This is a genomic window from Vibrio sp. B4-6 (assembly GCF_963888245.1).
GTDB lineage: Bacteria > Pseudomonadota > Gammaproteobacteria > Enterobacterales > Vibrionaceae > Vibrio > Vibrio anguillarum.
The window spans coordinates 328,374-353,623 of the sequence record NZ_CAWPIM010000033.1; the positions used below are offsets into that span (position 1 = coordinate 328,374).

Here is a 25,250-nt window from a genome sequence, read left to right on the forward strand (position 1 = left end):
ATTTATAGCAAGGATAAACTCGCCGGCATGAAAATATCACTAGCCCATTTTTTACACACCAAAGTCTGCCAGACTCTTTCATTTCAGCAAAGGGTCGGTGCACTACTGGTTGCTATGGTAGTGATCCAGCTTTTGCTGGTAGCCGGCTTTTTCCATCAAACTCTTAGTGAAACCCTACAAGATCAGATCAGCACTAAGGCACTGATTCAAGCGCGTGAGATTGCGACTGACCCCAATTTAATTACCCTAATCCAACAAAATCGTCTCACCGAAGTACAGACTAAAATCGATCGCCTACAACGCATTTCAGATGCCAACTTTATTGTGATTGGCGATGCCAATGGTATTCGTATTGCTCATCCAGATGAGCAAAAAATTGGTTTACCCATGCAAGGTGGTGACAGCAGTCGAGCGTTAAAAGAGGGCGAATATTACACCTCAACCCAAAAAGGCAGCCTAGGCTGGGCAATTCGCGGTAAGGCTGCGGTTGTCTCACCTTCCGGACAGGTTCTGGGGGTGGTTTCTGTGGGCTATTTACTCGATCATATCAGTGATTGGCTACGCATTTACTCCTATCCAATGCTCAGTACAGTGGCCCTACTCATGCTGCTTTCTGGATTGAGCGCTTGGCTGTTTACCCGCCATATCAAACAGCAGATGTTCAATATGGAGCCGGAAGAGATCGCCATGAACCTCAACCTGCAGCAATCCATTCTACAAAGTGTGTATGAAGGAATAGTTGCGATTAGCTTGAAAGGTGAAATCCTTTCTGTCAACTCTAAAGCACTGAATATTCTCGGCATTGCCCACCAACCGCATCATCTGATTGGACGTAATGTTCAAGAGTTCATCACTCCGACTTACTTTTTTATGGGTGCTAGTCCGTTTGGTCAGTTAGCACAGCAAAACAGCACCAGCCAGCAAGATGAACTGATTAGCTGTAACGGTGAAACCTTGGTGGCGAACCGTGTGCCGATCAATTCAGGACAACAGCAAATTGGTTGGGTGGTGAGTTTTCGTCGCCGCAACGACTTCAATACGCTGACTTCCCAGCTTAGCCAGATCCGTCAGCACAACGATAACCTACGCGTAATGAGTCACGAGTTTGCTAACCGACTATCCACCATCGGCGGCTTAATTCAAATCGGCGCATACGATGAAGCCGTCAAAACCATTCGCCGCGAAACCGCCGAGCAGCAGCAACTGATCGATTTCATCTCCCAGACCTTTCATCCCAAAGTGATCGCAGGATTACTGCTCGGTAAATACAGCCGTGCTAAAGAGCTAGGGCTGTGCTTGGAGTTCGACCCGATGTCACATCTACATCAAGAGCCGCAATGCATGACGTCAGATGAGCTGGCGGCAGTGCTCGGTAACCTACTGGATAACGCATTTGAAGCGACGCTAAAAAACCCAAACAACAATAAAACCATATCGCTGCTGCTGACCGATAACGGTGAAGAGTTGGTGATTGAAGTGGCAGATAATGGCAATGGCATTCCTGCCGACATTGCCCAAACCTTGTTTCTCAAGGGAGTGAGTAGCAAAAACCAGCAAGGACACGGTATTGGACTTTACCTTGTTCATCGATTTGTCACTCAGGCTCATGGTTCGATACTTATCGACAGTGCAGAGCCGCAAGGGACTATTTTTTCTATTTTTATTCCCAATCGACCCAACACACTTGTGGCGGAAAACCACTTACCACTAGCTGAAGGGCATAATAAGAGCTGATTATGATGGAATTAATCGACGTATTGATCGTAGAGGATGAAACGAGCATTGCTGATGTGCACAGCTTTTATCTCAAACAAACTACCCGCTTTCGCCCTGTTGGCGTGGCACAAAGTATTAATGAAGCACGTAACATGGTGCGCATTCTCAAGCCTAAACTGATTTTTTTAGATAACTACCTACCCGATGGTCGTGGCATAGAGTTTTTAAAGGAGCTAACTCATCAACCGCAAGCACCAGATGTGATTTTTATCACTGCCGCTTCCGATATGGAGACAGTACGCGAAGCCGTTCGCTGCGGAGTATTTGATTACCTGTTAAAACCAATTGCCTATGATCGAGTGCAAAACTCGCTGGAGCGTTATCTAAAATACACTAGCTCGCTACGCGCTAATGACAGCGTCAATCAGCGCCACGTTGATGAACTGTTTAATTTTCAGGCTAAAACTGAGCAACTCGATAGTTTACCCAAAGGGATAGATGAACTTACTTTGATCAAAATCCAAGAGATTTATCACCATGAACCACAAACCGCGTACACCGCAGAGTTGTTAGGACAAGCGATTGGGATCAGCAAAACCACAGCCAGACGTTATCTTGAATATTGTGTGGCCAGTGGTTTTCTGGAAGCTTGTATCCAGCATGGTCGGGTAGGTCGTCCTGAGCGGCTTTACCAAAAATGCTAACTATCGCTTTGATTTATAACGTGTAATGGAAGGGGAGCACTTCGGTACTCTCCCCTATTTCCAGCACCCCTTCTAAGTTGTCGCTATGACACTGACAAAGTGGGATCACAAACACCCCTTCTTCATCTTTATCGCATTTTACCAACATCGCCTGAGAAGACGGTGCTAAACAGTTAATCTCGGAACAAAACGCCTGACTTTCACGGCTAAAATGTTGCCAATACGCCAACCAATTTTCTCGCGCTTGAGCAGAAGCCAAATCTCTAGAAACCTTTCTAACTAACATCGCATCACCACTGTGGCTATTGAGTCGCTCTATTACAATGGATTTCGACTCGCCTGAGCATGAAGTAATTCAAAGTTCGCCGTAACGGAAAAAATCTTATTGGTTTTTATGTATTTATATAGCGATGAACGTTGAAGTAGTCACGTTGTAATGGCGTGGAGGGTAACTGGTTGCCTGGCCGCAAAATAGGAGCTGGGAATGACCAAATTTTCATTAAGTAAAATTAAATATTGTTATGTTTAATACCAGCATTCATAAAAAATCAAAAATATCGCATGAGGTTCTCTATTTCAGCTTCGGCGATTCAGATTAAGTTGATGACGATGGATAAAAACACGGAAGGCACCATGGCCTTCCGTTATCTAGTTAACTCACAAAGTAACCATGCAGGCTACTTACTGACACTGATCATTTCGTTGAAGTACTCGACTTGCTGTTCCATGCTCAGACTTTGATTATTTGAACCCAACGCCCAGATAAAGAAACCACCGTAACCATTCTCTTTTTGCCACTTGGCACGGTTGAGGTTGTTTTCACGGCTCTCCACAAAATTGCCGTTTGGCCCCCACTGGCTATTGATCGTATTGCCCAAAACAATTTTCGACTTATCTCCAATGTATTGAGCGTAATTGGCCATCGCGACATCGTAGAGGAAGTTTTGGCCGGCGTCATAGGTCATGACGTTGAAGAAATCGAAATCGTTCTTGGTTGCTTGTAACAGATCGATCACTTCACCATGGTGAGACGAGCGACCTGATGGCTCAACGTAAGAACAATTTTCAAACACACTTGAATCCATGCATGCCACAGGATCAGCACCGACATGGTATGTGGTCAGCGACAACACTTTATTGTCTCCCACTTTTTGGCGTATCAGTTTAATCAATGCGGTTAGGTCTTGGTTCTCTTTATCGGTAATGCGCGCGGCTTTCTCGAAGTCGAAGTCAAGACCATCGATTTGCACATAACCCGCTAATTGGTACTTGCTGTAATCACATTGGCCATCACCCCCCGTCGCAAGGCAGTCACCCACTACCTCTTCTGGTTTTAGGTTCTTCTTATAGACAGGGAAGGGTTTGTTGACCAATTCAACGAGGCCATTGGCCACCGCCTCCCGATTTGCATCGCTACCAATCGCAGACCAAATACTTTCATAAGTTTGACCACCAAACGCGACCATCATAGTGACATTGCTATTATCGTGTTTTAAGGTTGACCACGCTAAGTACTGAGATGGCATCCAATCTGGGTTGTAACTTGGTGGGGTCACCATGTCATCAGAAATTGTAATGTTACCGCTAGCATCCCATTGACCGAACGATAATAAATAACCGTCACCTTCAGAATTAAACAGTTTTTCATAATCGTTTAATCCCCAAGAAGTGAGATAACTAATGGCACGGTCTGGGTTATCGGCAAGGCCACCACCACCGGTACTCTCTTTCACTGTAATATTGGATGGGGCTGACATTTGCTCTTGACTGGCACTGTTGAGCGCCTTTGCGTAAATAGCGTAGTTGCCTGCTTGCGCTCCAATCCACTCATATTCATAAGGTGCTTCGGTGTCTTGATTCAGTACCTTGCCGTTGGCAATAAACGTCACGGACGTCACCTCGCCTTCATAGCTCTTAGCATCCGCTTTGATTGAGATCGCTCGGCCTTCAAAGAAACTTGAACCGTCTACAGGGGAAGAGAGTGACACCAGCAGATCTTTATCAGTAATGGCAATCGAAATCGGTGCAGTTTGAGCACTTGCGCCTTGATCGTCATACGCGGCAACCGTGAGAGTGTATTGTCCTTCAACTTGAGCAGGCACAGTGATGGTATAAAGATCGCCCGAAGAAGAGGTGGATGTTGCAACGACTTCGCCATTCAATTGAACATCGACACGCGCCACTTGGGTATCGTCGCTCGCCTCAACGACCACCTCAAATGGCTGATTGGGTGCTATTTTTTGTCCATTTTCTGGCGATTGAACATGCACTTCAGGAACAGGGTTAGGATCGCACTCACCAACGTCATTCCATGCATCTTTCCATGCATCTGGATAATTTGGATGCCCAGTACCCGGTGTCCATACTGGGTTACCACACCAACCTGCGATTTTACATGCGTAGATATGGCCAATATTGGTTACCTCATCTCCCACTTGATAGCTCACGCCATCTTGGTACTGAGCAACGTCACCGCAACTACCACTCACATCAGTAACCGTAATCGTCAGATTTTTTTGTGTTACATGCCGTTCATCATCTTGCGCTTCAACACGTAATGCAGCGCTTCCGGCCGTTTGAGGGGTCCAGTCACAAGAGAACACTTGCTCTGTTTTGGCATCGATACTGCAAACTTCGGTGTCATTAGCAAAAAATTTAACGGTAGCCAGATCATTATCAGCATCGGTCACTTCAGCAGAGATCGTCAAACTTGTGCCTTGTGGGTGGGACGATCCCGCTTCTGGGGAAATGAACTCAACGACCGGAGGATTAGGCGCCGTCGATTCTGACTCGACAGAAACAGGCACGCTTTGCTCAGAGAGCTTATCGCCTTCCTCATTGAACGCGATAACTGAAATGGAAGCGGCTCCTATTTCTTTCGGTTGCCACACTTGCTGATACTCGGTGACACCTTGCTTCAATGGTTGTTGAGCAATTTTGTCTTGGTTAGCCCAAAACTCAAGCTTACCGGCACTCTCACCATCAATACGAGCCATAATGCTAACGTCTGTGCCCGTGTATACCACTGAATTTGGCGCTGGAGAGAGAATATCTAGCGAAAAATCGGGCGGTGGTGTGATGCCCCCTTCCATTTTCACAATAACAGAATCTTCAAAAGCACTCAGGTTTTCCAATGAACCAGCAAAAGCGATCGTCAAGGAGAGTGATTCTGAGGAATTCAGAACGCTGTCAACCCAAGCACCTTCAGGGAATTTGAGCGCTACTGAATGGAGAATACCGCCCGCTTGAGCGCTATGAGATAGACTCCACGTAGGATGAGATAGCGCCGATGATTGCCAACCTATATCGTTAATCGCAACGGGTAATACAAATTCTATGACCACATCGCGCATATCCGCTGACTCTGCTCCTGTATTTTTAATCGCTAAGGTGTAAGTGCTCCACCACTGCCCCTCTGACTCAGCTACCGCATCCGCGCTAAACTCAACAGCAATAGCCTGAGATATTGGGTTTAGCAATAGACCCGAAAAAAGCATAGTTAGGCCTAAGACCCGGTAATAGTTTTTGTCGGCCATTGAGACTGGCGTGTCTTTTTGATTAAACATTATTTTATACCCTTATATTAGATTTATAATATTCGGTATGCTTATTAGCACCACCTCCAATAATTAACATCAACAATTTTCGCTTAAAATAACTTTTGGAATGACAATCAATATTTATTTAAAATCTAAATAATTAAGATGAATACATTAAATTATATTGATAACATTTTAAAATAAATTAAAGCCATGATAAATTTTGAGTTTTTATTCTAATTAAACGAAATCGTGAATATTATATTACCTATATTTAAATAAGTAACATTAAGCCAAAAATATAAAAAATGATGATCTTCATCATAAAAATAACGCCCCCAATAGGGGGCGTTATTTTTAGATTGCAGAAGTAGTGCTGGGTAATATCTTAATACTCAGTCGTTTGTCTGCTTGTAAATATTGATTAGCAACATGACGCAGATCATTCATACTCACCTGATTGATGGCATGACGAACCTCCTGCCAACGACTATAGCGATGCGGGTAAGTTTGAGTTAGCGATGCGACATCAAGCCAAAATACATTCTTTTCTGGCAGGCTATCTAACCATTGTAGAAGCGGTTGTTTCGCTCGTTGCAACATATCAGCATCGATGCCATGATCAGCTTTCACTCGAGACAATACCGCATCAAAACTCTCTTCCACTAATTTAAGTTGCGTTGTGTCTGTCACACTGAACAGCCCCAAATAACCAAATCCTGTGGGAAGAAAATCATTGCTGCTAAATGGGTAAGGTGAGTAACTCGCGCCAGCCTTTTCTCTCACTTCTTCCGTCAACAAAATACGGAGAACCTCTTCAAGCAGCATCAGTTTTGCGTAGTGTTCGGCATTCACCTTATCGGTCGTTGGCCACAGCCAAGCCAGTGCCGCGGCATTGGCTGAACCTTGATGCTCAACAATATGTGATGCAGGCACTGGTGGAAACTCAACGCGCTCAACTTGCAGCTCTTTTTCTGGATGACGCGGCAAAGCGCCCAGTGTTTTAGCAACCGATTGAATCGTTTTCTCTTCGTCAAGATCACCCACAATGGCAATTTCTAAAAGGCCTTTATCTACCGCCGAGGCAAACACTGGAACTAATTCTGAAAAATGACGCTTTAACAGTTCCTCGTCATGGCTACGAAATCGTGGGTCGTCAGGGTGCAATAATTCAGGTAACACCGTCCAAAATGCCTCTTCTGGCGTCGTGTTCTGGCTGTTACTCGCTGCCTGTACTCGTTGACGAAATTGGTTCATCCCCTCTTCTCGCCAGCCCGGGCTCGTTAAAAATGCCGTTTGCAGTGCTAACTGTTGGTCAAGCGATGCTTGATTGGTGAAATCCTGACTCGCAAAACCAAGCGTTCCCACACTAAACCCCGTCGTCACATTGACAGCAGAAAAGAGATGAATTAGCTGCTGCAACGAATGTTGCTCTAACCCACCCGCAACAAAGCCATCATTAAACAGTGCCTGAATGCCCTCTTTTCTAGGTAACGGATATTCGCCAAAACCTAATGAAAGATTGAGGTAGATGATGTTTTTCTCTAACTCGGTTGGCTTGATGTTGAGCTTAACGCCATTGGCAAATTTCAACATCCGAATCCCCGTTTCGGGATCTCGCTTGTCGTGAACGAGCGTGCCCGCCTCACCAAATTCACGGTAGGCAAATGCCTCGACCGATGATATTTGATAAGGCTCTACTGGCTGCTTTTGGCTTTGTTCATATACATCGAGTAGCGTTTGATTGATTTTCTCAACCTTGTATGGCCCAGAAAGATAAATCCACGGCTTACCTTGCCAACGTTCTGTAAGCAGGTCGTGCAATCGAGCTGCGGTGATTTGAGGTTGATAAGCTTCAAAAAGAGCAAGCGCGAACGTCGGTTCAATCGGGACAAATTGCTGAGCATCACTTGTCACTAGGCCTTGCGCAATCGAAAAACTATGCAAGGTATCGCTACTTGCTGCTCTTTGCTGATAATCAGCATGCATTGCCTTGATCGCTTGATCAATTTCGCTCTGATTAAAGCCATATCGAATCGCTTGTCGCACTGTCTGTTCAAGTAATGTCAGCCCATGCCGCCACTGCTCAGGCAAGGTTACCAGTGACAATTCCATCCGTGATGCGATACCGAAATCTTGTTCAATATGAACAAAAGCATTCGTTATCCCCTCTTGGTCTATCAGATGGGGAAGTAAGCGTTGGTAGAGTAAGTTCGACAATATTGATTCAAGGATCATTTCATGGCGACTTTCAACGCTATCAGCTTGTCGCTCTTGTGGTGCAATCACACCAAGCGAAATTTGGGTCGGCAAACGAGCATCAAAGAAAGCATCAGCTTGCAAGTGTGTCCTTACTGCAGGCAACATCAAATGGTCAGCCCGTAGCGGTACTGCATCCCGGTGAGGTACCCAGTTAGAAAAAAGTCGTTTGATCTGCTCTTCGGCCTGAGCAACATCAAGGTCTCCCACCACAATGATTGTGGTGCGCTCTGGCGTGTAAAAGCGTTGATAGAGTGAACGTAACTGCTCTGAGCTAGCATGTTTTACTACATCGAGATCACCAATTGGCAAACGTTTTGACAAAGGGCTCCTCGGATATAAGAAACTCAGCTGTTGACGATAATTATCTACATCAGCGGAATTCCGTTCTTTCCATTCCGCCACAACAACCGGTTTTTCTTGCTCCAACGCCTTTGGCTCAAGCTTAAGGCGATCCGCAATCTCTCTCATAAGCCACAAACCAGTTGCTACTTTTTGTGAGTCTCCTTGAGCAATATTGAACTCATACACGGTTTGATTAAATTGAGTCACCGCATTGGTATCGGATCCAAAACTTAATCCTAAGCGTTCAAGTTGGCGAATCATCTCCCCTTCGGCTACAGAGTCCGAACCTTTAAACGCCATGTGTTCTAAAAGATGCATCAAGCCTTGTTCTTGATCTGACTCAACTAAAGAACCACCCGCAATGCGCATACGCATAATGACAGCATGAGCAGGTGTGGTGTTATGGACTAATTGGTACCTTAAGCCGTTTTCAAGCTGACCTTCGTGAATGCGATGACTTTTAGGTAACTCCGTCGATAGCGAACTGGCCGATATGACAAGCAGCAATAATAAGCTCAATGGGTGAAAAAATAGAATATTACGCAAATTAAGATTCTCAGTATGTATGGGACGACACTCATTCGAATTGAGCGCTTATTATCACCCATTTATTGAACTTATAAATACATCAAGACAATTCCATACAAAACCGTACAATATTTTCAACATCATGCCATAGTGATCAAACGCGTACCACGCCCCCTTGAATATCAGCTTGGCTGGCTTATATTGCTCTACAAAAACTTTGTGCAATAACGTAGCCAAATCACAAGAAAACACAGTATTATCACCCCTTATTCCACATACTTCGTGGAAATCATAAACGGAATAATTATGGAAAATATCGTCGAAAAACTACTCTATTCAGCGCGCTGGATTATGGCCCCTATCTATTTGGGGTTAAGTTTAGTGCTGCTGGCATTAGGCATTAAATTTTTCCAAGAAGTGTTTCATCTGCTACCTAACATCTTGAGCACCGATGAAGTCAGCCTGATTTTAGTGACACTTTCTTTGATTGATATTTCATTGGTTGGTGGGTTGATTGTGATGGTGATGTTTTCAGGCTATGAGAATTTTGTCTCTAAAATTGATATCGCCGAAGAGGATGATAAGCTCGGCTGGCTCGGAAAATTAGACACAGGATCGTTGAAAAATAAGGTTTCGGCATCGATTGTCGCCATCTCCTCAATTCATTTGCTGAAAGTCTTCATGAACACTGAAAATATCGACAGTGAAAAAATCAAGTGGTACTTACTGCTGCACATTACCTTTGTCTTATCGGCCTTTGCGATGGGTTATTTAGATAAAATCACCAAAAAATAGCCGCAAGCCCTGTATTCACAGGGCTATTCGTTAACACTATCGATGCCAATGGTAAATAGACTGAGCTTATTTTGAACGATTGACCAACAGTAACAGCAAGAAATAGCTCCCACCGAGAATCGCCACGAGCGTGCCAGCCGCAATTTGCATCGGATAAACGATCACCTGTCCGAGCCAATCTGCCCACAACATTAATGATGCACCGACTAAACTTGCCACCAGCAGTTGGGTTTTACTTTGCTGTGCGCCTAGCATCATCGCCATGTGTAGCGCAATCAAACCCACAAACGACACTGGCCCCATCGTCGCCGTCACCAGCGCACATAACAGCGCCACAATGGTCAATAAAATCAAACTGGTGCTTTGCGCATTAACGCCGCGCGCACTGGCAAAACGACGACCAATGGAGATTAAAGTCAGCCAACGCGACAGTGCGATGGTGGCCGCGGCCAGCAACAGCACCAAAACGGCCAGCAACAGCGCTTGGTCAGGCGTAACGCGATAGGTTGAGCCTGCTAACCACTGTAAAATTCGATAACTGTCTTCTGACCCTTTAGCCAAACAAAATTGCACTAAGGATTCAAGCAGTGCGGTGATGGCTATCCCGGTTAAAATCAAACTCGACGCGGCGTATTGGTGGCGCTTACCCAGCACAACTAATGCCGCCAACACCAGCAAACTACCCAACAACGCTGTCACCCAATGAGCGGCTAACAAGCTTTGACCTAAAAAGAGATTGGCAAACACCAACGCAAACGTCGCCCCTGACGAGACCCCTAAAATATCTGGGCTGGCTAACGGGTTGTATATCAAGCGTTGCAAAATGCTACCAGCCAGGGCAAGACCAATACCGGCACACAATGCGGTGAGCATGCGCGGCCAGCGTAATGACCACTGATAGCTGCTTGGCAGCGCCAATTGCCAACTGAGTTCGTTCATTTGAAACAACGTATGCAACCCAAGTGCTGCCAGCATCATTAGCAACAACCCCAATAGTGCGACACGGCTTAATGATGCGCGCGACTGAGGCAGTGAGATAGTCAATGTATCTTGCGCCTTGAGCTGACGGCGACTAAACCAGATCAATGCGGGCGCGCCAATCGCCGCGGCTGTGATACCGCTGGCGATGACTTGCGTAGTCCATAGGCTCAACCACATTGCGAGCATATCGGTTAATAAAAGCAGTAACGCGCCAAGCAGTAAGCTCGAATAGAGCTCTTGTTTGGGCGTTCTTGCCCCCATAGCACGGGCGATGTTTGGTGTGAGTAGCCCGATAAAACTGATGACGCCCACCGCTGTAATCGAGGCTGAAACCAACCAAATCCCGAGCACCATTAAGATTAAAAATGCAGGAATGACAGGCAGACCACGAGCCGCAGCACCTTGATGACCTAAACGCAATAACGTCAGAACCCTTGGCGCAAACAGTAAAATCAATAAGGAGACCGATAACCGCGGCAGCAACCACTGCACCCAATCCCAGCCATTTTGCGCCAGATCGCCCGCGCCCCACATGAAGACGTTTTTGGCGTATTGTTCATTGAGTAGAATCAGTGCCGTCGCAATCGCGCCAAGTAGCAGGTTCACCACCATGCCTGCCACAATCAACGGCAAGCCCGTCATGTTACGCACACCAGCAATCACCACGATCAACGCAAATGCGAGTAAAGCACCACTCATTGCCGCCAACGCGCTGTAACTGGCAACTAGGCTTGGAAAACCAATGTTGAGAATAATCAGCGCCAGCCAAGCTCCAGATGAGGTGCCCAGCGTCAATGGTGAAGTGAGGTTATTCTGCGTCAGTTGTTGCATCACACTGCCGACCAAACCCAACATCGCGCCCACCAGCAACGTCATCACCAAACGGGGCAATTGACCATATAGGAAATTGAACTCAGCAAAAGAGCTCGCTTCACGTTGCGCCCACAACAGTTGCCATTGCGTGACTAGATCGACGTCATTGCCAATTTGCACACTGAGCATCGCCGCAAGCAGCAGCGCACTACTCAGTGCGAGAAACACTTTTCCGTTCATGACTTAGGCGCAACCTCAAGCAAACTGCGTGTCAGCGCTTCTGCAATGTATTGTAGTGACATCGCACCGCCGTAGTTCCAGACATTCTCAACCGAGTTCACTCGCGCTTGACGCACAAACGGCATCGCTTGCCAAAGCATTGATTTTTCTAGCTGTGCTTGCTGGGCAAATGGCAAGAAATAGAGCACATAACCTTGCTCAACATACTGCAGATCCGTTAACCGATGTTGCACAATCCCCCACTCTTTGGCAGGCTGAGGCAGCGCTTCATGCAAGCCCAATTGCTTTAACACATAATGAGTGGTGGAGTTTTCACCGTAAAGGAACACCGAGGTTGGATTAGCAAAACGCATCGCCACCACCGCGGGTGTTTGATGAGAAAATGCGATGTCAATTTGTGCTTTTAACTGAGCAAAACGTTCCGTCATTGTGGTCAGTTTTTGCTCGGCGAGCGCTTGCTTGTCAAAGAGCTGCGCTAATTGGCGAAAATGGTCAATCGCGACTGCACCACTGTCATCACTGGCTTGAAAATTAGAGAAATAGAGTACCGGAGCAATGCGCTCTAACGGTGTGATTAAATCTTGCTGCGGCGCAGCAGCGAGAATGAGATCTGGTTTCAGTGCAGCAATTTTTTCCAAATTGGGTTCAACGCGCGTGCCGATATCTTCTACCCCTTGCGGCACTTGCGGTTTGACAACCCAATCTTGATAACTGGCAAGCTCTGGCGCGCCAACGGGTGTGATACCCAGTTCAATCACTTGCTCAAGTAAATCCCAATTGAGCACCACCGCACGTTGTGGCCGCTGCTGTAGAGTTTGCTCTCCGCGGCTGTCGTGTACGGTCAATGGCGCGCTAAAAGCGACACTCGAAAAAACAGAGAGTAAGCCAGCAACCAGCCAGCGCTTTACAAGGTTTAAGCACATACAATCGCGACCTTATGCGTGTGAGAATCTGAATTGGACATTGGGTGATCCAGCAGTTGGATCGGCGTTTGATAAAGCGCCGATAAACGTGCTTCATCGACCAATAAAGAGGCATCGCCTTCAAAAGCAACCTTGCCCTGCTTGAGCGCGACAATGTGGGTCGCGTAACGTAGCGCAAGGTTCAAATCATGCAAAATGACGATAATTCCGCAGCCTTGTGTTTGGTTTAATTGCGCAAGCAGAGCCATTAACTGATATTGGTGCTGCACATCTAACGCTGAAGTTGGCTCATCTAAAATCAGCACCGGAGACTGCTGCGCCAACAGCATCGCCACCCAAGCGCGTTGCCTTTCACCGCCAGACAATTCATCTGCCAAGGTATAGGCAAATTCAGTGACGCCGGTTTGGGCGATCGCTTGATCGATGATCACTTCATCCTGATTTTGCCAGCGACCAAAAGGACCACGCCACGGAAAACGCCCAAGGCGCACTAACTCTCGTACCGTTAACCCCGCTGAAGTTGGCAATTTTTGTGGCAAAAACGCCACCGCTTTAGCCAGCGCTCTGGCGCTGAGCTCGGCAATCGGCTGCTGGTTAAGTAACACGTCGCCACGGTCAGGTGCTTGCTGACCAGAAATCAAACTCACCAGCGTGGATTTACCAGAGCCATTATGGCCGAGTACCACAGTTAACTCTGTGGTGGGAATATTCAGTGATTCAATGGATAAAATGCTTCGTCCACCGCGTACCACTTGAACATTTGATAAGGTAAACATCACTCTCCCCCAAAAATCGAACCACCTAAAACACACATCCCCGCCGGCGCGGGAATGTTCAAAAACCGTCAAACTCACCTTCAGCGAAGGTGAGTTCATGCTGACTTACCAGCGGTAATTCACGCTTGCCACCATACGACGTGATTCGCCGTAATAGCAGGTTCCGAAATCACAACCAGCAAGGGACTCGTCATCCAAAATATTATTGAGGTTAACCTGCACATCCCACTGTGTATTGATGGCGTAGCTTGCCATTGCATCCCACAGCATATAAGCAGGTACCTTTTTATCGAGCGAGGCATCCAAAGACGTTCCGGTATAACGCACGCCAGAGCCCAACGTCAGCCCCTCAATCCCAAGGCCTGCAAAATCATAGCTCGCCCAACCTGTCGCTAAGTGGCGCGGAATCATCGACTTGCGCTTCTGGCTCGTTCCTTCACCCGTATGAGCATCGAGATAGGTGTAGCTGGCATTCAGCATCAGATTCTCTGTCACAGCCATGCGAGCTTCCACTTCGAGCCCTTGCGTATTGGTTTTTGTGCCCGATTGACTGGTGGTTAACGCGCCATTGCTGCCGACGGTAGAGGCGGTTGCGTTTTTCTGATCGATATCAAACCACGCCAGATTGACATAGCCATCGAGCCAGCTTGGCATGTATTTCACACCCACCTCGGTTTGGTTGCTCTCGACGGGTTTGTAGAGTTTGTTGGTGGTGAAATCTAAGCTGCTGATCACATAGAAAGATTCAGAGTAGCTCACATAAGGTGACAAACCGTTATCAGCTAAATAGATCAAACCGCTGTTTAATGACAGTTGGCCATCATCAAGCTCATCTTTATTCAAACCTTTGCTTTCGACGTCAATTTTGTCGTAGCGGCCACCTAAATTCAGCACCCATTTCTGTTGCCATTTCGTTTGATATTGCGCGTACATACCCAGTTGCTGTTTGACAATCTCATTGTCATACAAGCTGCTTGAGAGATCAGGCACATTGCCGTAGGTCGGATTAAGGCTGTTGATCACGCCCACCTGTGAACCAGTGCCATTACCCAGCCATTTATTTTGGTGATACTGAATGTCAAACCCGGTCAGTAAGCGGTGCTCAAATTGGCTACTTTGCCACTGTGCTTGGGCGTTGTTATCTAAGGTTACGCTGTGTGCATCACCATCATTGATCAAGGTATAACGTGCCAATGTGTATGGGTCGCTGTCTTGCCAAGCATTTTGATAGGCCGAAGAGCTTCGCAGGTACAGATCAACATAGGCGTAGTTGAAGTTTTGCTTGAGGCTCCAAGTGTCGTTCAGTTGATGAGAGAGTTGGTAGCCGAACGACAGTTGTGTTTTATCGAAATCATCGTGATCCGGCTCGCCAAAGTTGCGGTTAGGCGCAATCGTCTCGCCATTGGGCAGCGCCACTAATGTGCCATCGCTTGGGAAGAAACCGTTTTGTGGCACGCCGTTATCTTTCAAGAAAGTGGCCATCAGCGTTAGCGTGGTTTGATCTGATAAATCGATAGCATAGCTTGGCGCAACATAAACGCGCTGGCTCTCAATGCCATCCAATTCACCCTCTTTTTGATTAACCATCGCCACCAAGCGGTAGCGCTGGCTGCCATCTTGGTTGGCCCAATCGGCAATATCGACACCCAACTGCTGGTAATTTTTATTCCCCACCGACAGAGATACGGAATGCTGCGCGCCATCAGTCGGCTTTTTCTGCACCACGTTGGCAATACCGCCCGGCATGGACTCACCATACAGCACCGAAGATGGGCCTTTCACCAATTCAACTCGCTCTAAACCAAAGGGTTCAACCGTCCAAGCAAAGAAGCCTTCTTTATAAAGACGGTTACTATCGAGATAGACACTCGGTTCAAAACCACGCACAAACATCCACTCGGCGTCGTTATCCGCGCCATAAGGTGAGGTGTACCCCGGCGTATAGCGCAATGCTTCATCCAGTTTTTGTACGTTATGCTGGTCGAGTTCATCACGTTCAATGACAGTGACCGACTTTGCGGTTTCTTGTGTCGGGGTATCGACTTTCAATGCCGATGCCGATGCCGTTACCACGATCGTGTCTAAAACTGGTGGCGGTGTTTGCTCAGCTTGTGCCGTAGCCGAAACCATGAACAGACAAGGTAATGCGCTGATTTTTAATATGTTGTGAATTGCTGTCCCCAGCAAGCTTGGGCGAATGAGATCCATTAAAGGATACCTCCTGCTTTAATTAGTTTGAGAAACGTTTTTATTATCATTATTATTGCCCGTCATTTTACTGATAAATTCAATATTTAACAGATAAAAATAAGAATGAATCTCACTCGCACATCACCATAAGTTGATCACCTATGTTTCAATGGTTTGAAAATCTCACGACGGCGTTTCCTAAAGAAGAGCCGCAACAACCGCCTAACTCCTTATTAGCCTTCTGCCGTCATTACACGCGGGGTTTTGAAGTACCGTTATTGGTCATGTCACTGCTCAGTGCTTGTGTGGCGATTGCCGAAGTCACCCTCATTCGCTATATGGGTGAATTGGTTGATATGCTTGGCAGCCAACAACGTGCCACATTCTGGGCTGATCAGAGTGACCGCTTGTGGGTAATGGCCGCGCTGGTGGTGGTCATTATGCCGCTGCTGGCTTTCTTCCACTCCATGATCATGCACCAAACGCTACTGGGTAATTACCCGATGTCGATACGTTGGATGATCCACCGCTACTTACTCAAACAGAGCGTCAGTTTTTTCCAACGCGATTTCGCGGGGCGAATTGCCACCAAAGTGATGCAAAGCTCCCTCGCCGTGCGAGAAACAGTGATGAAACTGGTCGATGTACTGGTTTACATCGCGGTCTACTTCGTCTCGATGATTTGGATGATGGGCGAATCTGACCGCATCTTGATGATCCCGATTCTGATTTGGCTCGTGGCCTACATCATCATTCAATTGTATTTCATTCCCAAGATGAAAAAAGTAGCGACCGATCAAGCCGATGCTCGCTCAACTATGACGGGCAGCATAGTCGACAGTTACACCAACATTGCCACCGTGAAACTGTTTTCCCATTCACAGCGAGAAATGCAGTACGCCAAAAGCAGTATGAAACGGTTTTTGAACACCGTGTACCAACAGATGCGCATGGTGACGTGCCTGTTGTGGAGTGTTGACGCCATCAACTATTTACTGCTGTTTTCTATCGCCGCTTTATCAATCAATTTGTGGCTCGATGCCTCAGTGACTGTCGGTGTCATTGCGATTGCGATTAGCATTGCGCTGCGCGTACAAGGCATGTCGAAATGGATCATGTGGGAAGTGAGTGCACTATTTGAAAATATCGGTACTGTGGTGGATGGAATGAATACCTTGTCGCAACCAGTAACCATAACGGATGTAGCCAATGCGCCGCCACTGCAAGTAACGCAAGGGCAAATCAGCTTCCATAACGTTCACTTTCACTATGGACAAGAGAACACTGTGTTTGAGGCTCTTAACTTTGAGTTAAAAGCGGGCGAAAAAGTGGGGTTAGTGGGTCGTTCGGGCGCGGGTAAATCCACACTGGTTAACTTACTGCTGCGATTTTACGATTTGAATGGCGGCAAAATCTGCATTGATGGGCAAGATATTTCGCAGGTTAGCCAAGATTCATTGCGCCAACACATTGGTATGATCACGCAAGATACTTCTCTGTTGCACCGCTCAATCCGCGACAACATTCTCTATGGCAACCCAGATGCCGGGGAAGAGGCGCTGATAGAAGCAAGCCGTCAAGCGCATGCTCATGATTTTATCGCGCAGTTGCAGGATGAGAATGGCAACCTCGGCTACGATGTTCAAGTGGGAGAACGCGGTGTCAAACTCTCTGGCGGCCAACGCCAACGCATTGCGATTGCCAGAGTGCTATTAAAAAATGCACCGATTCTGATCATGGATGAAGCCACCTCGGCCCTAGATTCAGAAGTGGAAGCGGCTATTCAAGAAAATTTTGAAACGCTGATGGAAAACAAAACCGTGATCGCCATTGCGCACCGTTTATCAACCATTGCTGCCATGGATCGCTTAATTGTGCTGGATGAAGGACGAATCATTGAACAAGGCTCACACCAAGAGTTGCTGCAACAACAAGGCGTTTATGCTCAGCTATGGGCGCATCAAACGGGTGGTTTTATAGGCGAACTTGCGTAGTGGATGCTCTTTAGGCCAAATAAAAGGCCTTTAGACACATCCAACAGAGAAAGAAGATGTGCTAAAGGCCGCGCTATTTCACCCAATACCCTCACTTTCGAGTTTAGGTATTTTGCATACCATACATAGGGGGGGGGAGTTAGCTTAAATCGACATCTTTGCAGCCAAAAAAGTAGGTCGCGAGAAAACCAACAGTGTAGGAAATTAAAAGACCGCCAACAAATACCATCATCCCAGCAAAAATTCCTTGCTCGGAAGTCATCAATGGAATGGCGACAATGCCTGACGGGCCAAACACCGTATTTAATCCTACTGGCAAACCAAGGTAAGAAACTAAGCCGACAAAGAAACCGCCCGCCGCCCCACCAATGCAAGCGGTGACAAACGGTTTAACCCGCGGCAAGGTCACGCCATAAATCAGTGGTTCGCCAATCCCCAAAATACCGGGAATGATCGCCCCTTTCACTTGCGTGCGCAGCAACGCATCTTTATTCGCTTTGAAATAGAGTGCCAGTGACGCACCCACTTGGCCGCCGCCCGCCATCGCCAAAATAGGAAACAGAGAGTTAAAACCTTGTACATCCATCAGCGCAAAATAGACTGGCACAAATCCTTGGTGAATACCAAACACCACCGAAATTAAGAACAAACCCGACAGTAACGCCGCGCCCAACGGGTTATCATTGAGGTTCAAAAACAACCATGACATGCCTTTAAACAGCTCACCACCAATCGGCATGATCACCAAGAAAGTCACCGCGCCCATAATGAGTAACGTCACCACAGAGGTTAAGATCATATCCAAATCATCAGGCATGTATTGGCGCACTTTACGTTCTACTTGCGCGCCCAAAATAGAGGCCAATAGTACCCCGATGATGTTGCCGCGTGGGTCAATGGCGAAGCCAAAGAATTCACTCATACCCGAGTAGATACCCGTTGTCGCCTCTGGGTTATACCCCAGCACAAACAGCGAAGCTAAAATGGCACCATTAACACCCGAGCCACCGAAGGCTTGCTGCGCGTTATAACCAATTAAAATACTCAAGAAAGCAAATAGCCCTTTACCAAACACTTTCATATAAGTAATGAGATCGAGCATAAACTGGCTAGGCGATTGATCGATAACGAACATTTGCTCCAGCAAAGTGGCAAAACCAAGCAACAAACCCGCAGCAATGAAACCGGGGATCAGCGGCGTAAAAATGGTCGCAAATTTGCTTAAAAAACGTTGTACGCCGCTGGTCTGTTTACTCTTCATCTGCTTTTTCTGCTCAGCAGCAATCGCGGATAGATCTGCAGTTACGGCCATATCCGTCTCAGTACCGTCACCGTTGGCGATCATCTCATTCATCATATCGGCCGCCGTTTGCGCTTTGCCTGGGCCTAAAATGATCTGCAGTTGTTGGTCACTCTCCACCACGCTCATTACGCCGGGAAGGGTTTTCAGCAGAGCCTGATCGGCCAATGCCGTATTATTTAATGTTAAACGTAAGCGCGTCATGCAGTTGCCACACTTACCGATATTGCCACTACCACCGACTGCACTAAGCAGCTTGGCGATCATATTTGAGGTTATTTTTGCCATTGGGACATCCTTGGATAGATCCAGTCGGGTTATTGATCATTCAGTGCCGCGCGAATAAAACCATTATGCTTGGCCAGTTTTTGCGTCGCTTGCTCGGCGCTTAGCCCCGCAAGAATCATTACAATGGCGGTTTTACAGTGACGATGGCAGGCGCTCAGTGCTTGTTCTGCTTCCTCTTTACTGCAACCAGTCGCTTCGACCACAATGTTATTTTGGCGCTGAATCAACTTAGCGTTGGTCGCCTCGACATCGACCATGAGGTTGCCAAACACTTTACCGCAACGAATCATCGCGCCGCTGGTTAACATGTTAAGCACCAGTTTTTGCGCCGTGCCCGCTTTCATACGTGAAGAGCCCGTGACCACTTCCGCGCCCACCACAGGCACAATGGCAATGTCAGCCGCGTGCTGCATCGCGCAATCTGGGTTGCACACTACTGCCACAACCGTTGCACCCAGTGATTTAGCGTAAGCCATGCCGCCTAGCGCATAGGGTGTGCGACCACTGGCGGCGATACCCACCACCACATCGTTGCGGGTCAAATTAATATTTTTCAGATCGCTTTGCCCAAGCTCAACATTGTCTTCGGCATTTTCAACCGCTTTAAGAATTGCTGGGTGTCCGCCCGCAATAAGCCCAACCACTTGTTTAGGATCAGAGCCGTAGGTGGGTGGGCACTCGCTAGCATCTAAAATCCCCAAGCGACCGGAGGTTCCCGCTCCCATGTAGATCAAACGTCCACCCGCTTGAAATGCCAAGGTAATGGCATCCACCGCTTGCGCTATCTGCGGTAAGGTTTTTTCAACCGCCAACGCGACCAGTTGATCTTCATGGTTAATGACTTGCAGCATCTCTAAGGTGGAAAGGGTGTCAATGTCAGCACTGGCAGGGTTGCGGCTTTCGGTAACCAACTGGGTTAGGTCTAGGTTCATCGTCTATTTCTCGGTTTGAATTCGGAACTGAGGGCGATTCTATGGAATAAAATATTCCATTTTAGTGACAAAAATCACAACAAAGGTTATTCTTTGACCAGTCATTGCATGGAATAATGGCCTACAATGCACCGATATCTTTTAAGCCTCTGAACAAAAGGCTAGTTAATACAATACACTACACTAATGTTCGTTATTTTAAATTTGGAATAATTTATTCTAAAAAATACAAGGATCGCGCATGTCTGTGATGCATAAAATCGTCAGCCGCCGCACTCAACTCTCTCGCAGTGAATTACAAATCGCCGATTGGATCATCGCTCATCCAGAAAAAGCCGCGCTCGCCACCAGCCAAGCATTGGCCGAACACGCAAAAGTCAGCCAATCGAGCATTGTCAAATTTACCCAGAAAATTGGCTTTAGGGGCTACAGTGAGTTTAAGTTAGCGCTGGCCGAAGAGCTTGGCCGTAAATTGGCGTTTCAGACCACGCCATTGCACAGCAATATTCTGGCTGACGACCCACTGGCGGTGATCGCACAAAAATTAGTGCAAGCGAAAACAGAGGCGATGTTTCACACCACCAACGCGCTTTCATTTCCCCATTTCAACCAAGCAGTACGGTGGATAAACCTCGCCAACCGCGTGCAAATTATCGGTATCGGCGGCTCTGCGCTCACCGCAAAAGATTTGGCTTTTAAGCTCCTGAAATTAGGCATCACAGCGCTCACAGAACAAGATAGCCACGTACAAATCGCCACCGCACGCACGCTGGGTGCGCAAGATGTTCAAATTGTGATTTCATTTTCAGGAGAGAGAAAAGAGATTTTGATTGCCGCCGAAGCGGCCAAGCAGCAAGGAGCAAGCGTTATCGCGCTCACCTCTCCGAAGAAAAATCGATTACGTGAATTAGCCGATCTCTCTTTTGATACGATTGCCGATGAAAGTGAACATCGCAGCTCATCCATCGCCTCTCGCACCGCGCAGAACGTTCTAACCGACCTGTTGTTTATTACTCTTGTACAGCAAAGAGACGAGTCGGCGCGTCAATTGATCCAAGACATTTCATCTGATATTCGTCAAATCTTTTAACGGAATTAATCGCTCTCTTCAATGCAGTGCATGCGATGAAAAACGCGATGAATGATCGGTGCAAATAGGGTAGCCAATGAAACGAAAAAGACCGTTTCGATAAATAAGCTGTAAAAGGCTAAAAAGAGATGCAAGCTCGGCGCAAGATGCAGATTTATTATTGGGTAGGGAAGCTCGAGACCACTGACCATCGAAAGCGCATTCAACCACGCTTGCGCCGCCGGGAGATCAGCTAGGTAGACAAAACCCACCACTCCGGGAATGAGGCCAGTCAACAGCAGTAACGCAGCGATCGCCGCATAGCGTAAGCAGCGCCATGAAAAACGCTCAACGGAGATAACTTCTTGATGAATCGACTCAAATTTCACGCCAGCCTCCTTGATGTTTGCCTCATCATAAGCAATGGCGGCTTAATAATGAAGGACCAAAAGGCGGATATGCAGAGTTGATCTATACGCTTAGAAACCTCGCGCTAATAATTGCGCGAGAAACGCCAACTCTTCTTGGCTCTCTTTGATGGCAAGTGCTTCAAGCCAAACCGACTCGCTGTAATGCTCGGCTTTGAGAAAAAGTAAGCAACCTTCAAAATCAATCAACCATGAGTGAATGTCCGCATCCCACTGTTTTTCTATCACTGTAGCCGAAAGCTGCTTGACCAAACGCTCGCCTAGTGCAGGAAAAGTATCGACATCAAAACGCGGTGTACTCAGGACGAGTCGCCCTTCATCTTGTAAATTGTGTGCTAAACCGAACTCAGCCATGGTGGGTTAAGTGCTCCTGAATCAGGTCTAAAAATGGGTCGGCGTATTTTTCAAGCTTGCGTTGCCCAACGCCGTTAACGGCCAACATTTCTCCGTACGAAGTGGGCAATATTTCCGCCATATCAATTAAGGTCGCATCGCTAAAGACCACGTAAGGCGGCAGGCCATCTTCATCAGCAATCGATTTACGCAATTTACGCAATTTGGCAAACAGTGGTTTGTCGTAGTTTTTGTTGGATAACTTATCTGATTTCGCCGCACGAGCGGCTGTGTCTAAGCGTGGAATAGCTAACTCTAATGGCATTTCTCCACGCAGCAGCGGTCGCGCCTCTTCCGTCAACTGCAAGGTCGAATTGCGAGTAATGTTTTGCTGCAACAACCCTTTATGGATCAACTGACGGAAAATACTCACCCAATAATCATGGCTATGATCGCGACCAATGCCGTAAGTCGTGAGCTTGTCGTGGCCATTTTCACGAATACGGATATTTTGCATACCGCGCATCACTTCCACCACATAACCAATACCGAAACTTTGGTTGACGCGATAAACGCACGATAATGCTTTTTGCGCCTCTTGCGTGGCATCGAAATGCTTGGGGGGATCAAGGCAGATATCGCAGTTGCCGCAAGGTTTATCTCGATATTCACCAAAATAATTGAGCAACACTTGGCGGCGGCAAGTTTGTGCTTCAGCAAAAGCACTCATCGCGCCCAACTTATGGCTTTCCACCTGTTTTTGTGGCCCTTCCGGCTTCTCATCTAACATTCGACGCAGCCAACTGATGTCGGCTGGATCATAGAGCATCATCGCTTCGGCTGGTAAACCGTCTCGCCCGGCGCGCCCGGTCTCTTGATAGTAAGATTCGATGTTGCGCGGAATATCAAAATGCACCACAAAACGCACGTTGGGTTTATTAATCCCCATTCCAAATGCGACGGTAGCAACCACTATCTGAATGTCATCACGCTGAAATGCTTCTTGCACATAAGCGCGCTCATCGGCGTCCATACCCGCATGGTAACTGGCTGCTCGTAAATGGTTGTTGCACAGTTTTTCTGTCAGCATTTCTACTTTTTTGCGACTGCCACAGTAAATGATGCCGCAATGCCCTCTTTGCGTATCAAGATAGCGGATCACCTGTGAAACCGGTTTGTGCTTTTCGACCAAGGTATAGCGGATATTAGGGCGATCAAAGCTGCCCAGATAGACATGCGGTTCTTGCAACTGCAAACGGTGCAAAATATCCACGCGCGTGGCGTCATCAGCCGTTGCCGTCAGCGCCATAAAAGGCACGTATGAAAAATGCTGTTTAAGTTGGCCTAACGCCGCATACTCAGGGCGAAAATCGTGCCCCCATTGAGAAATACAGTGTGCTTCATCCACGGCAATCATCGCCAATGGCAACTGCTGCAAGCGTTCGATGAAATCGGGCATCAAAACGCGCTCAGGCGACGCGTAAATCAGCTTCAGTTGCCCCGCGTTCATTCGGTTATACACCGACATCAGCATCTCACGTGACATACTTGAATTAATACACTCAGCCGCGACACCGTTGGCTTTGAGCTGATCCACTTGGTCTTTCATCAACGAAATGAGCGGCGAGATGACTAAAGTGATGCCCTCTTTGACTAACGCAGGGATCTGATAACAGAGCGATTTCCCCCCACCCGTTGGCATGATAACTAAGCTATCTTGCCCCGCTAACGAAGCGTCAATCACCTCTTGCTGGCCGACACGAAACGACTGATAACCGAACACAGTCTGTAAAATACTGTGCGGTGTCTCAGGTTGAGGATCGGTTTGTTGAGCCATTAACGTTGCGGTCATGAAATTTCCAAGGGTGAACAAAAGGGGTAGAGCAACCGCTATACCGCAAAGCGTCTTATTGTAGTGGGGTTCGATGGTGAATAAAACCGCAAAATGTAGCGGTAAAGCGAATCACTTGATTCTCGGCCATTATTCGCCACTCAAACTCCCGAGTAGGCGGTTGATTAACAAAGCTGCAACTTACTTGAGGAACAGTATATACTGTCGAATCGTTTCGCTGGCTCAGCACTTCACTCCTTTGAGAATTCATCATGACCGCAGAAGAACAACAACGCTCCAGACAAGGCGTTTTACTCGCTATTGGTGCTTACACTATGTGGGGCATCGCACCGATCTATTTTAAAGCAATCAACAATATTCCTGCACTTGAGATCCTCACTCACCGCGTAGTGTGGTCGTTTTTCTTGTTAGCAGCACTACTTCATTTTGGCCGCAACTGGCGTAGTGTACGCAGTGTGATTACTCATAAATCAAAGATGATCTATCTAATGACCACCGCTTGTCTGGTTGCGGTGAACTGGTTAATTTTCATCTGGGCGATCAATGCTAATCATATGTTAGATGCCAGTTTAGGCTATTACATTAACCCACTGCTCAATGTGGTGCTCGGCATGCTTTTTCTTGGTGAGCGATTACGCAAACTGCAGTGGGTCGCGGTAGCGCTAGCCACCATTGGTGTGGCCATTCAGTTAATTGTGTTTGGTTCGATTCCTGTGGTCGCCATCGCTTTGGCGACCACTTTTGGCTTGTATGGCTTACTGCGTAAAAAAGTGGCGGTTGATGCCCAAACAGGTTTGTTTATCGAAACCTTGGTAATGTTACCCGCGGCGTTGATTTATCTGTTGTTTATCGCCAGCTCGCCAACTTCAGATATGGCGCTCAATCCGCTTAACCTCAACCTACTGCTGATCGCAGCTGGCGTCATCACGACCTTGCCTTTGCTTTGTTTCACAGGAGCAGCAACGCGTTTAAAACTTTCAACGCTGGGTTTCTTCCAATACATCGGCCCAAGCTTGATGTTTTTGCTCGCTGTCTTGGTTTACGGTGAAGCCTTCTCTAGTGATAAAGCCATTACTTTTGCCTTTATTTGGGCTGCATTGTTGCTGTTCAGTTTTGATGGTTTAAAAACAGGCCGAACCGCGCGACGCGCTCAACGGGCATCCGTTTAATTAGGATTGTTTATTCCCCTCGTTCGTCAAAGCGATCGAGGGCTCTGTGATCATTTTTTACAAGACAGTGGCGACA

General features: G+C 47.2%; 18 protein-coding genes. 6 read left to right on the forward strand and 12 right to left on the reverse strand.

What is annotated here, in order from left to right; genetic code table 11:
* The first annotated feature begins 27 nt into the window (after positions 1-27).
* Together AACV20_RS10850 and AACV20_RS10855 are read left to right on the forward strand one after the other, a co-directional pair.
* Entirely contained in the window at positions 28-1,734 is a 1,707-nt protein-coding gene (locus AACV20_RS10850; protein WP_212752579.1) for an ATP-binding protein, read from the forward strand.
* Between the two features lie 2 nt (positions 1,735-1,736).
* Positions 1,737-2,420, forward strand: a complete 684-nt coding sequence (locus AACV20_RS10855) for a response regulator (RefSeq protein ID WP_170907275.1) — start codon at positions 1,737-1,739, stop codon at positions 2,418-2,420.
* Between the two features lie 13 nt (positions 2,421-2,433).
* On the opposite strand, the gene AACV20_RS10860 is transcribed toward AACV20_RS10855, so the two are convergent.
* The 3 genes from AACV20_RS10860 to AACV20_RS10870 form a co-directional block, all read right to left on the reverse strand.
* Positions 2,434-2,706, reverse strand: coding sequence for a hypothetical protein (locus tag AACV20_RS10860; protein WP_017048247.1), 273 nt, complete (start codon positions 2,704-2,706; stop codon positions 2,434-2,436).
* Positions 2,707-3,097: 391 nt separating this feature from the next.
* Complete coding sequence (locus AACV20_RS10865) at positions 3,098-5,986, reverse strand: Ig-like domain-containing protein (protein ID WP_170907276.1); 2,889 nt, start codon at positions 5,984-5,986, stop codon at positions 3,098-3,100.
* A 330-nt stretch (positions 5,987-6,316) separates the two neighbouring features.
* Complete coding sequence (locus tag AACV20_RS10870; protein ID WP_170907277.1) at positions 6,317-9,109, reverse strand: M16 family metallopeptidase; 2,793 nt, start codon at positions 9,107-9,109, stop codon at positions 6,317-6,319.
* Between the two features lie 288 nt (positions 9,110-9,397).
* On the opposite strand from AACV20_RS10870, the gene AACV20_RS10875 reads away from it, so the two are divergent.
* On the forward strand, positions 9,398-9,886 hold the full coding sequence (locus AACV20_RS10875; protein ID WP_017045929.1) for a TIGR00645 family protein: 489 nt from the start codon (positions 9,398-9,400) through the stop codon (positions 9,884-9,886).
* 66 nt (positions 9,887-9,952) lie between these two features.
* On the opposite strand, the gene fhuB is transcribed toward AACV20_RS10875, so the two are convergent.
* The 4 genes from fhuB to AACV20_RS10895 form a co-directional block, all read right to left on the reverse strand.
* Positions 9,953-11,920 (reverse strand): Fe(3+)-hydroxamate ABC transporter permease FhuB, encoded by a 1,968-nt coding sequence (gene fhuB, locus AACV20_RS10880; protein WP_170907278.1) that lies wholly within the window; start codon positions 11,918-11,920, stop codon positions 9,953-9,955.
* The gene (locus tag AACV20_RS10885; RefSeq protein ID WP_170907279.1) at positions 11,917-12,843 is read right to left on the reverse strand and encodes an iron-siderophore ABC transporter substrate-binding protein; all 927 of its coding nucleotides are present in this window, start codon (positions 12,841-12,843) and stop codon (positions 11,917-11,919) included. The genes fhuB and AACV20_RS10885 overlap by 4 nt, the downstream gene beginning before the upstream one ends.
* Positions 12,834-13,619 (reverse strand): ABC transporter ATP-binding protein, encoded by a 786-nt coding sequence (locus AACV20_RS10890; protein WP_029388345.1) that lies wholly within the window; start codon positions 13,617-13,619, stop codon positions 12,834-12,836. Before AACV20_RS10890 ends, AACV20_RS10885 begins: the two co-directional genes overlap by 10 nt.
* Positions 13,620-13,724: 105 nt before the next feature.
* The gene (locus tag AACV20_RS10895) at positions 13,725-15,827 is read right to left on the reverse strand and encodes a TonB-dependent siderophore receptor (protein ID WP_170907280.1); all 2,103 of its coding nucleotides are present in this window, start codon (positions 15,825-15,827) and stop codon (positions 13,725-13,727) included.
* A gap of 143 nt (positions 15,828-15,970) precedes the next feature.
* Between AACV20_RS10895 and AACV20_RS10900 the strand changes: the two genes are divergently transcribed.
* Positions 15,971-17,803 (forward strand): ABC transporter ATP-binding protein, encoded by a 1,833-nt coding sequence (locus AACV20_RS10900; RefSeq protein ID WP_017045934.1) that lies wholly within the window; start codon positions 15,971-15,973, stop codon positions 17,801-17,803.
* Between the two features lie 139 nt (positions 17,804-17,942).
* On the opposite strand, the gene murP is transcribed toward AACV20_RS10900, so the two are convergent.
* Together murP and murQ are read right to left on the reverse strand one after the other, a co-directional pair.
* Positions 17,943-19,391 carry a PTS N-acetylmuramic acid transporter subunit IIBC gene (gene murP, locus AACV20_RS10905; RefSeq protein WP_170907281.1) on the reverse strand — a complete coding sequence of 483 codons (1,449 nt, stop codon included), beginning with the start codon at positions 19,389-19,391 and terminating at the stop codon, positions 17,943-17,945.
* A 29-nt stretch (positions 19,392-19,420) separates the two neighbouring features.
* Positions 19,421-20,323, reverse strand: a complete 903-nt coding sequence (gene murQ / locus AACV20_RS10910) for an N-acetylmuramic acid 6-phosphate etherase (protein WP_047688473.1) — start codon at positions 20,321-20,323, stop codon at positions 19,421-19,423.
* A 241-nt stretch (positions 20,324-20,564) separates the two neighbouring features.
* Here murQ and AACV20_RS10915 point away from each other — a divergent pair, with 241 nt between their 5' ends.
* Entirely contained in the window at positions 20,565-21,413 is an 849-nt protein-coding gene (locus tag AACV20_RS10915) for a MurR/RpiR family transcriptional regulator (RefSeq protein ID WP_170907282.1), read from the forward strand.
* 5 nt (positions 21,414-21,418) lie between these two features.
* Here the strand turns inward: AACV20_RS10915 and AACV20_RS10920 are convergent, their stop codons facing one another.
* From AACV20_RS10920 to recQ, 3 genes are all read right to left on the reverse strand, one after another.
* Positions 21,419-21,781 (reverse strand): hypothetical protein, encoded by a 363-nt coding sequence (locus tag AACV20_RS10920; RefSeq protein ID WP_170907283.1) that lies wholly within the window; start codon positions 21,779-21,781, stop codon positions 21,419-21,421.
* A gap of 90 nt (positions 21,782-21,871) precedes the next feature.
* On the reverse strand, positions 21,872-22,174 hold the full coding sequence (locus AACV20_RS10925; RefSeq protein ID WP_013855693.1) for a DUF3630 family protein: 303 nt from the start codon (positions 22,172-22,174) through the stop codon (positions 21,872-21,874).
* Complete coding sequence (recQ, locus tag AACV20_RS10930; RefSeq protein WP_170907284.1) at positions 22,167-24,005, reverse strand: ATP-dependent DNA helicase RecQ; 1,839 nt, start codon at positions 24,003-24,005, stop codon at positions 22,167-22,169. The genes AACV20_RS10925 and recQ overlap by 8 nt, the downstream gene beginning before the upstream one ends.
* 251 nt (positions 24,006-24,256) lie before the next feature.
* On the opposite strand from recQ, the gene rarD reads away from it, so the two are divergent.
* Positions 24,257-25,174: an EamA family transporter RarD gene (rarD, locus tag AACV20_RS10935; RefSeq protein WP_170907285.1), complete on the forward strand. Its 918-nt coding sequence runs from the start codon at positions 24,257-24,259 to the stop codon at positions 25,172-25,174.
* Positions 25,175-25,250 lie beyond the last annotated feature (76 nt).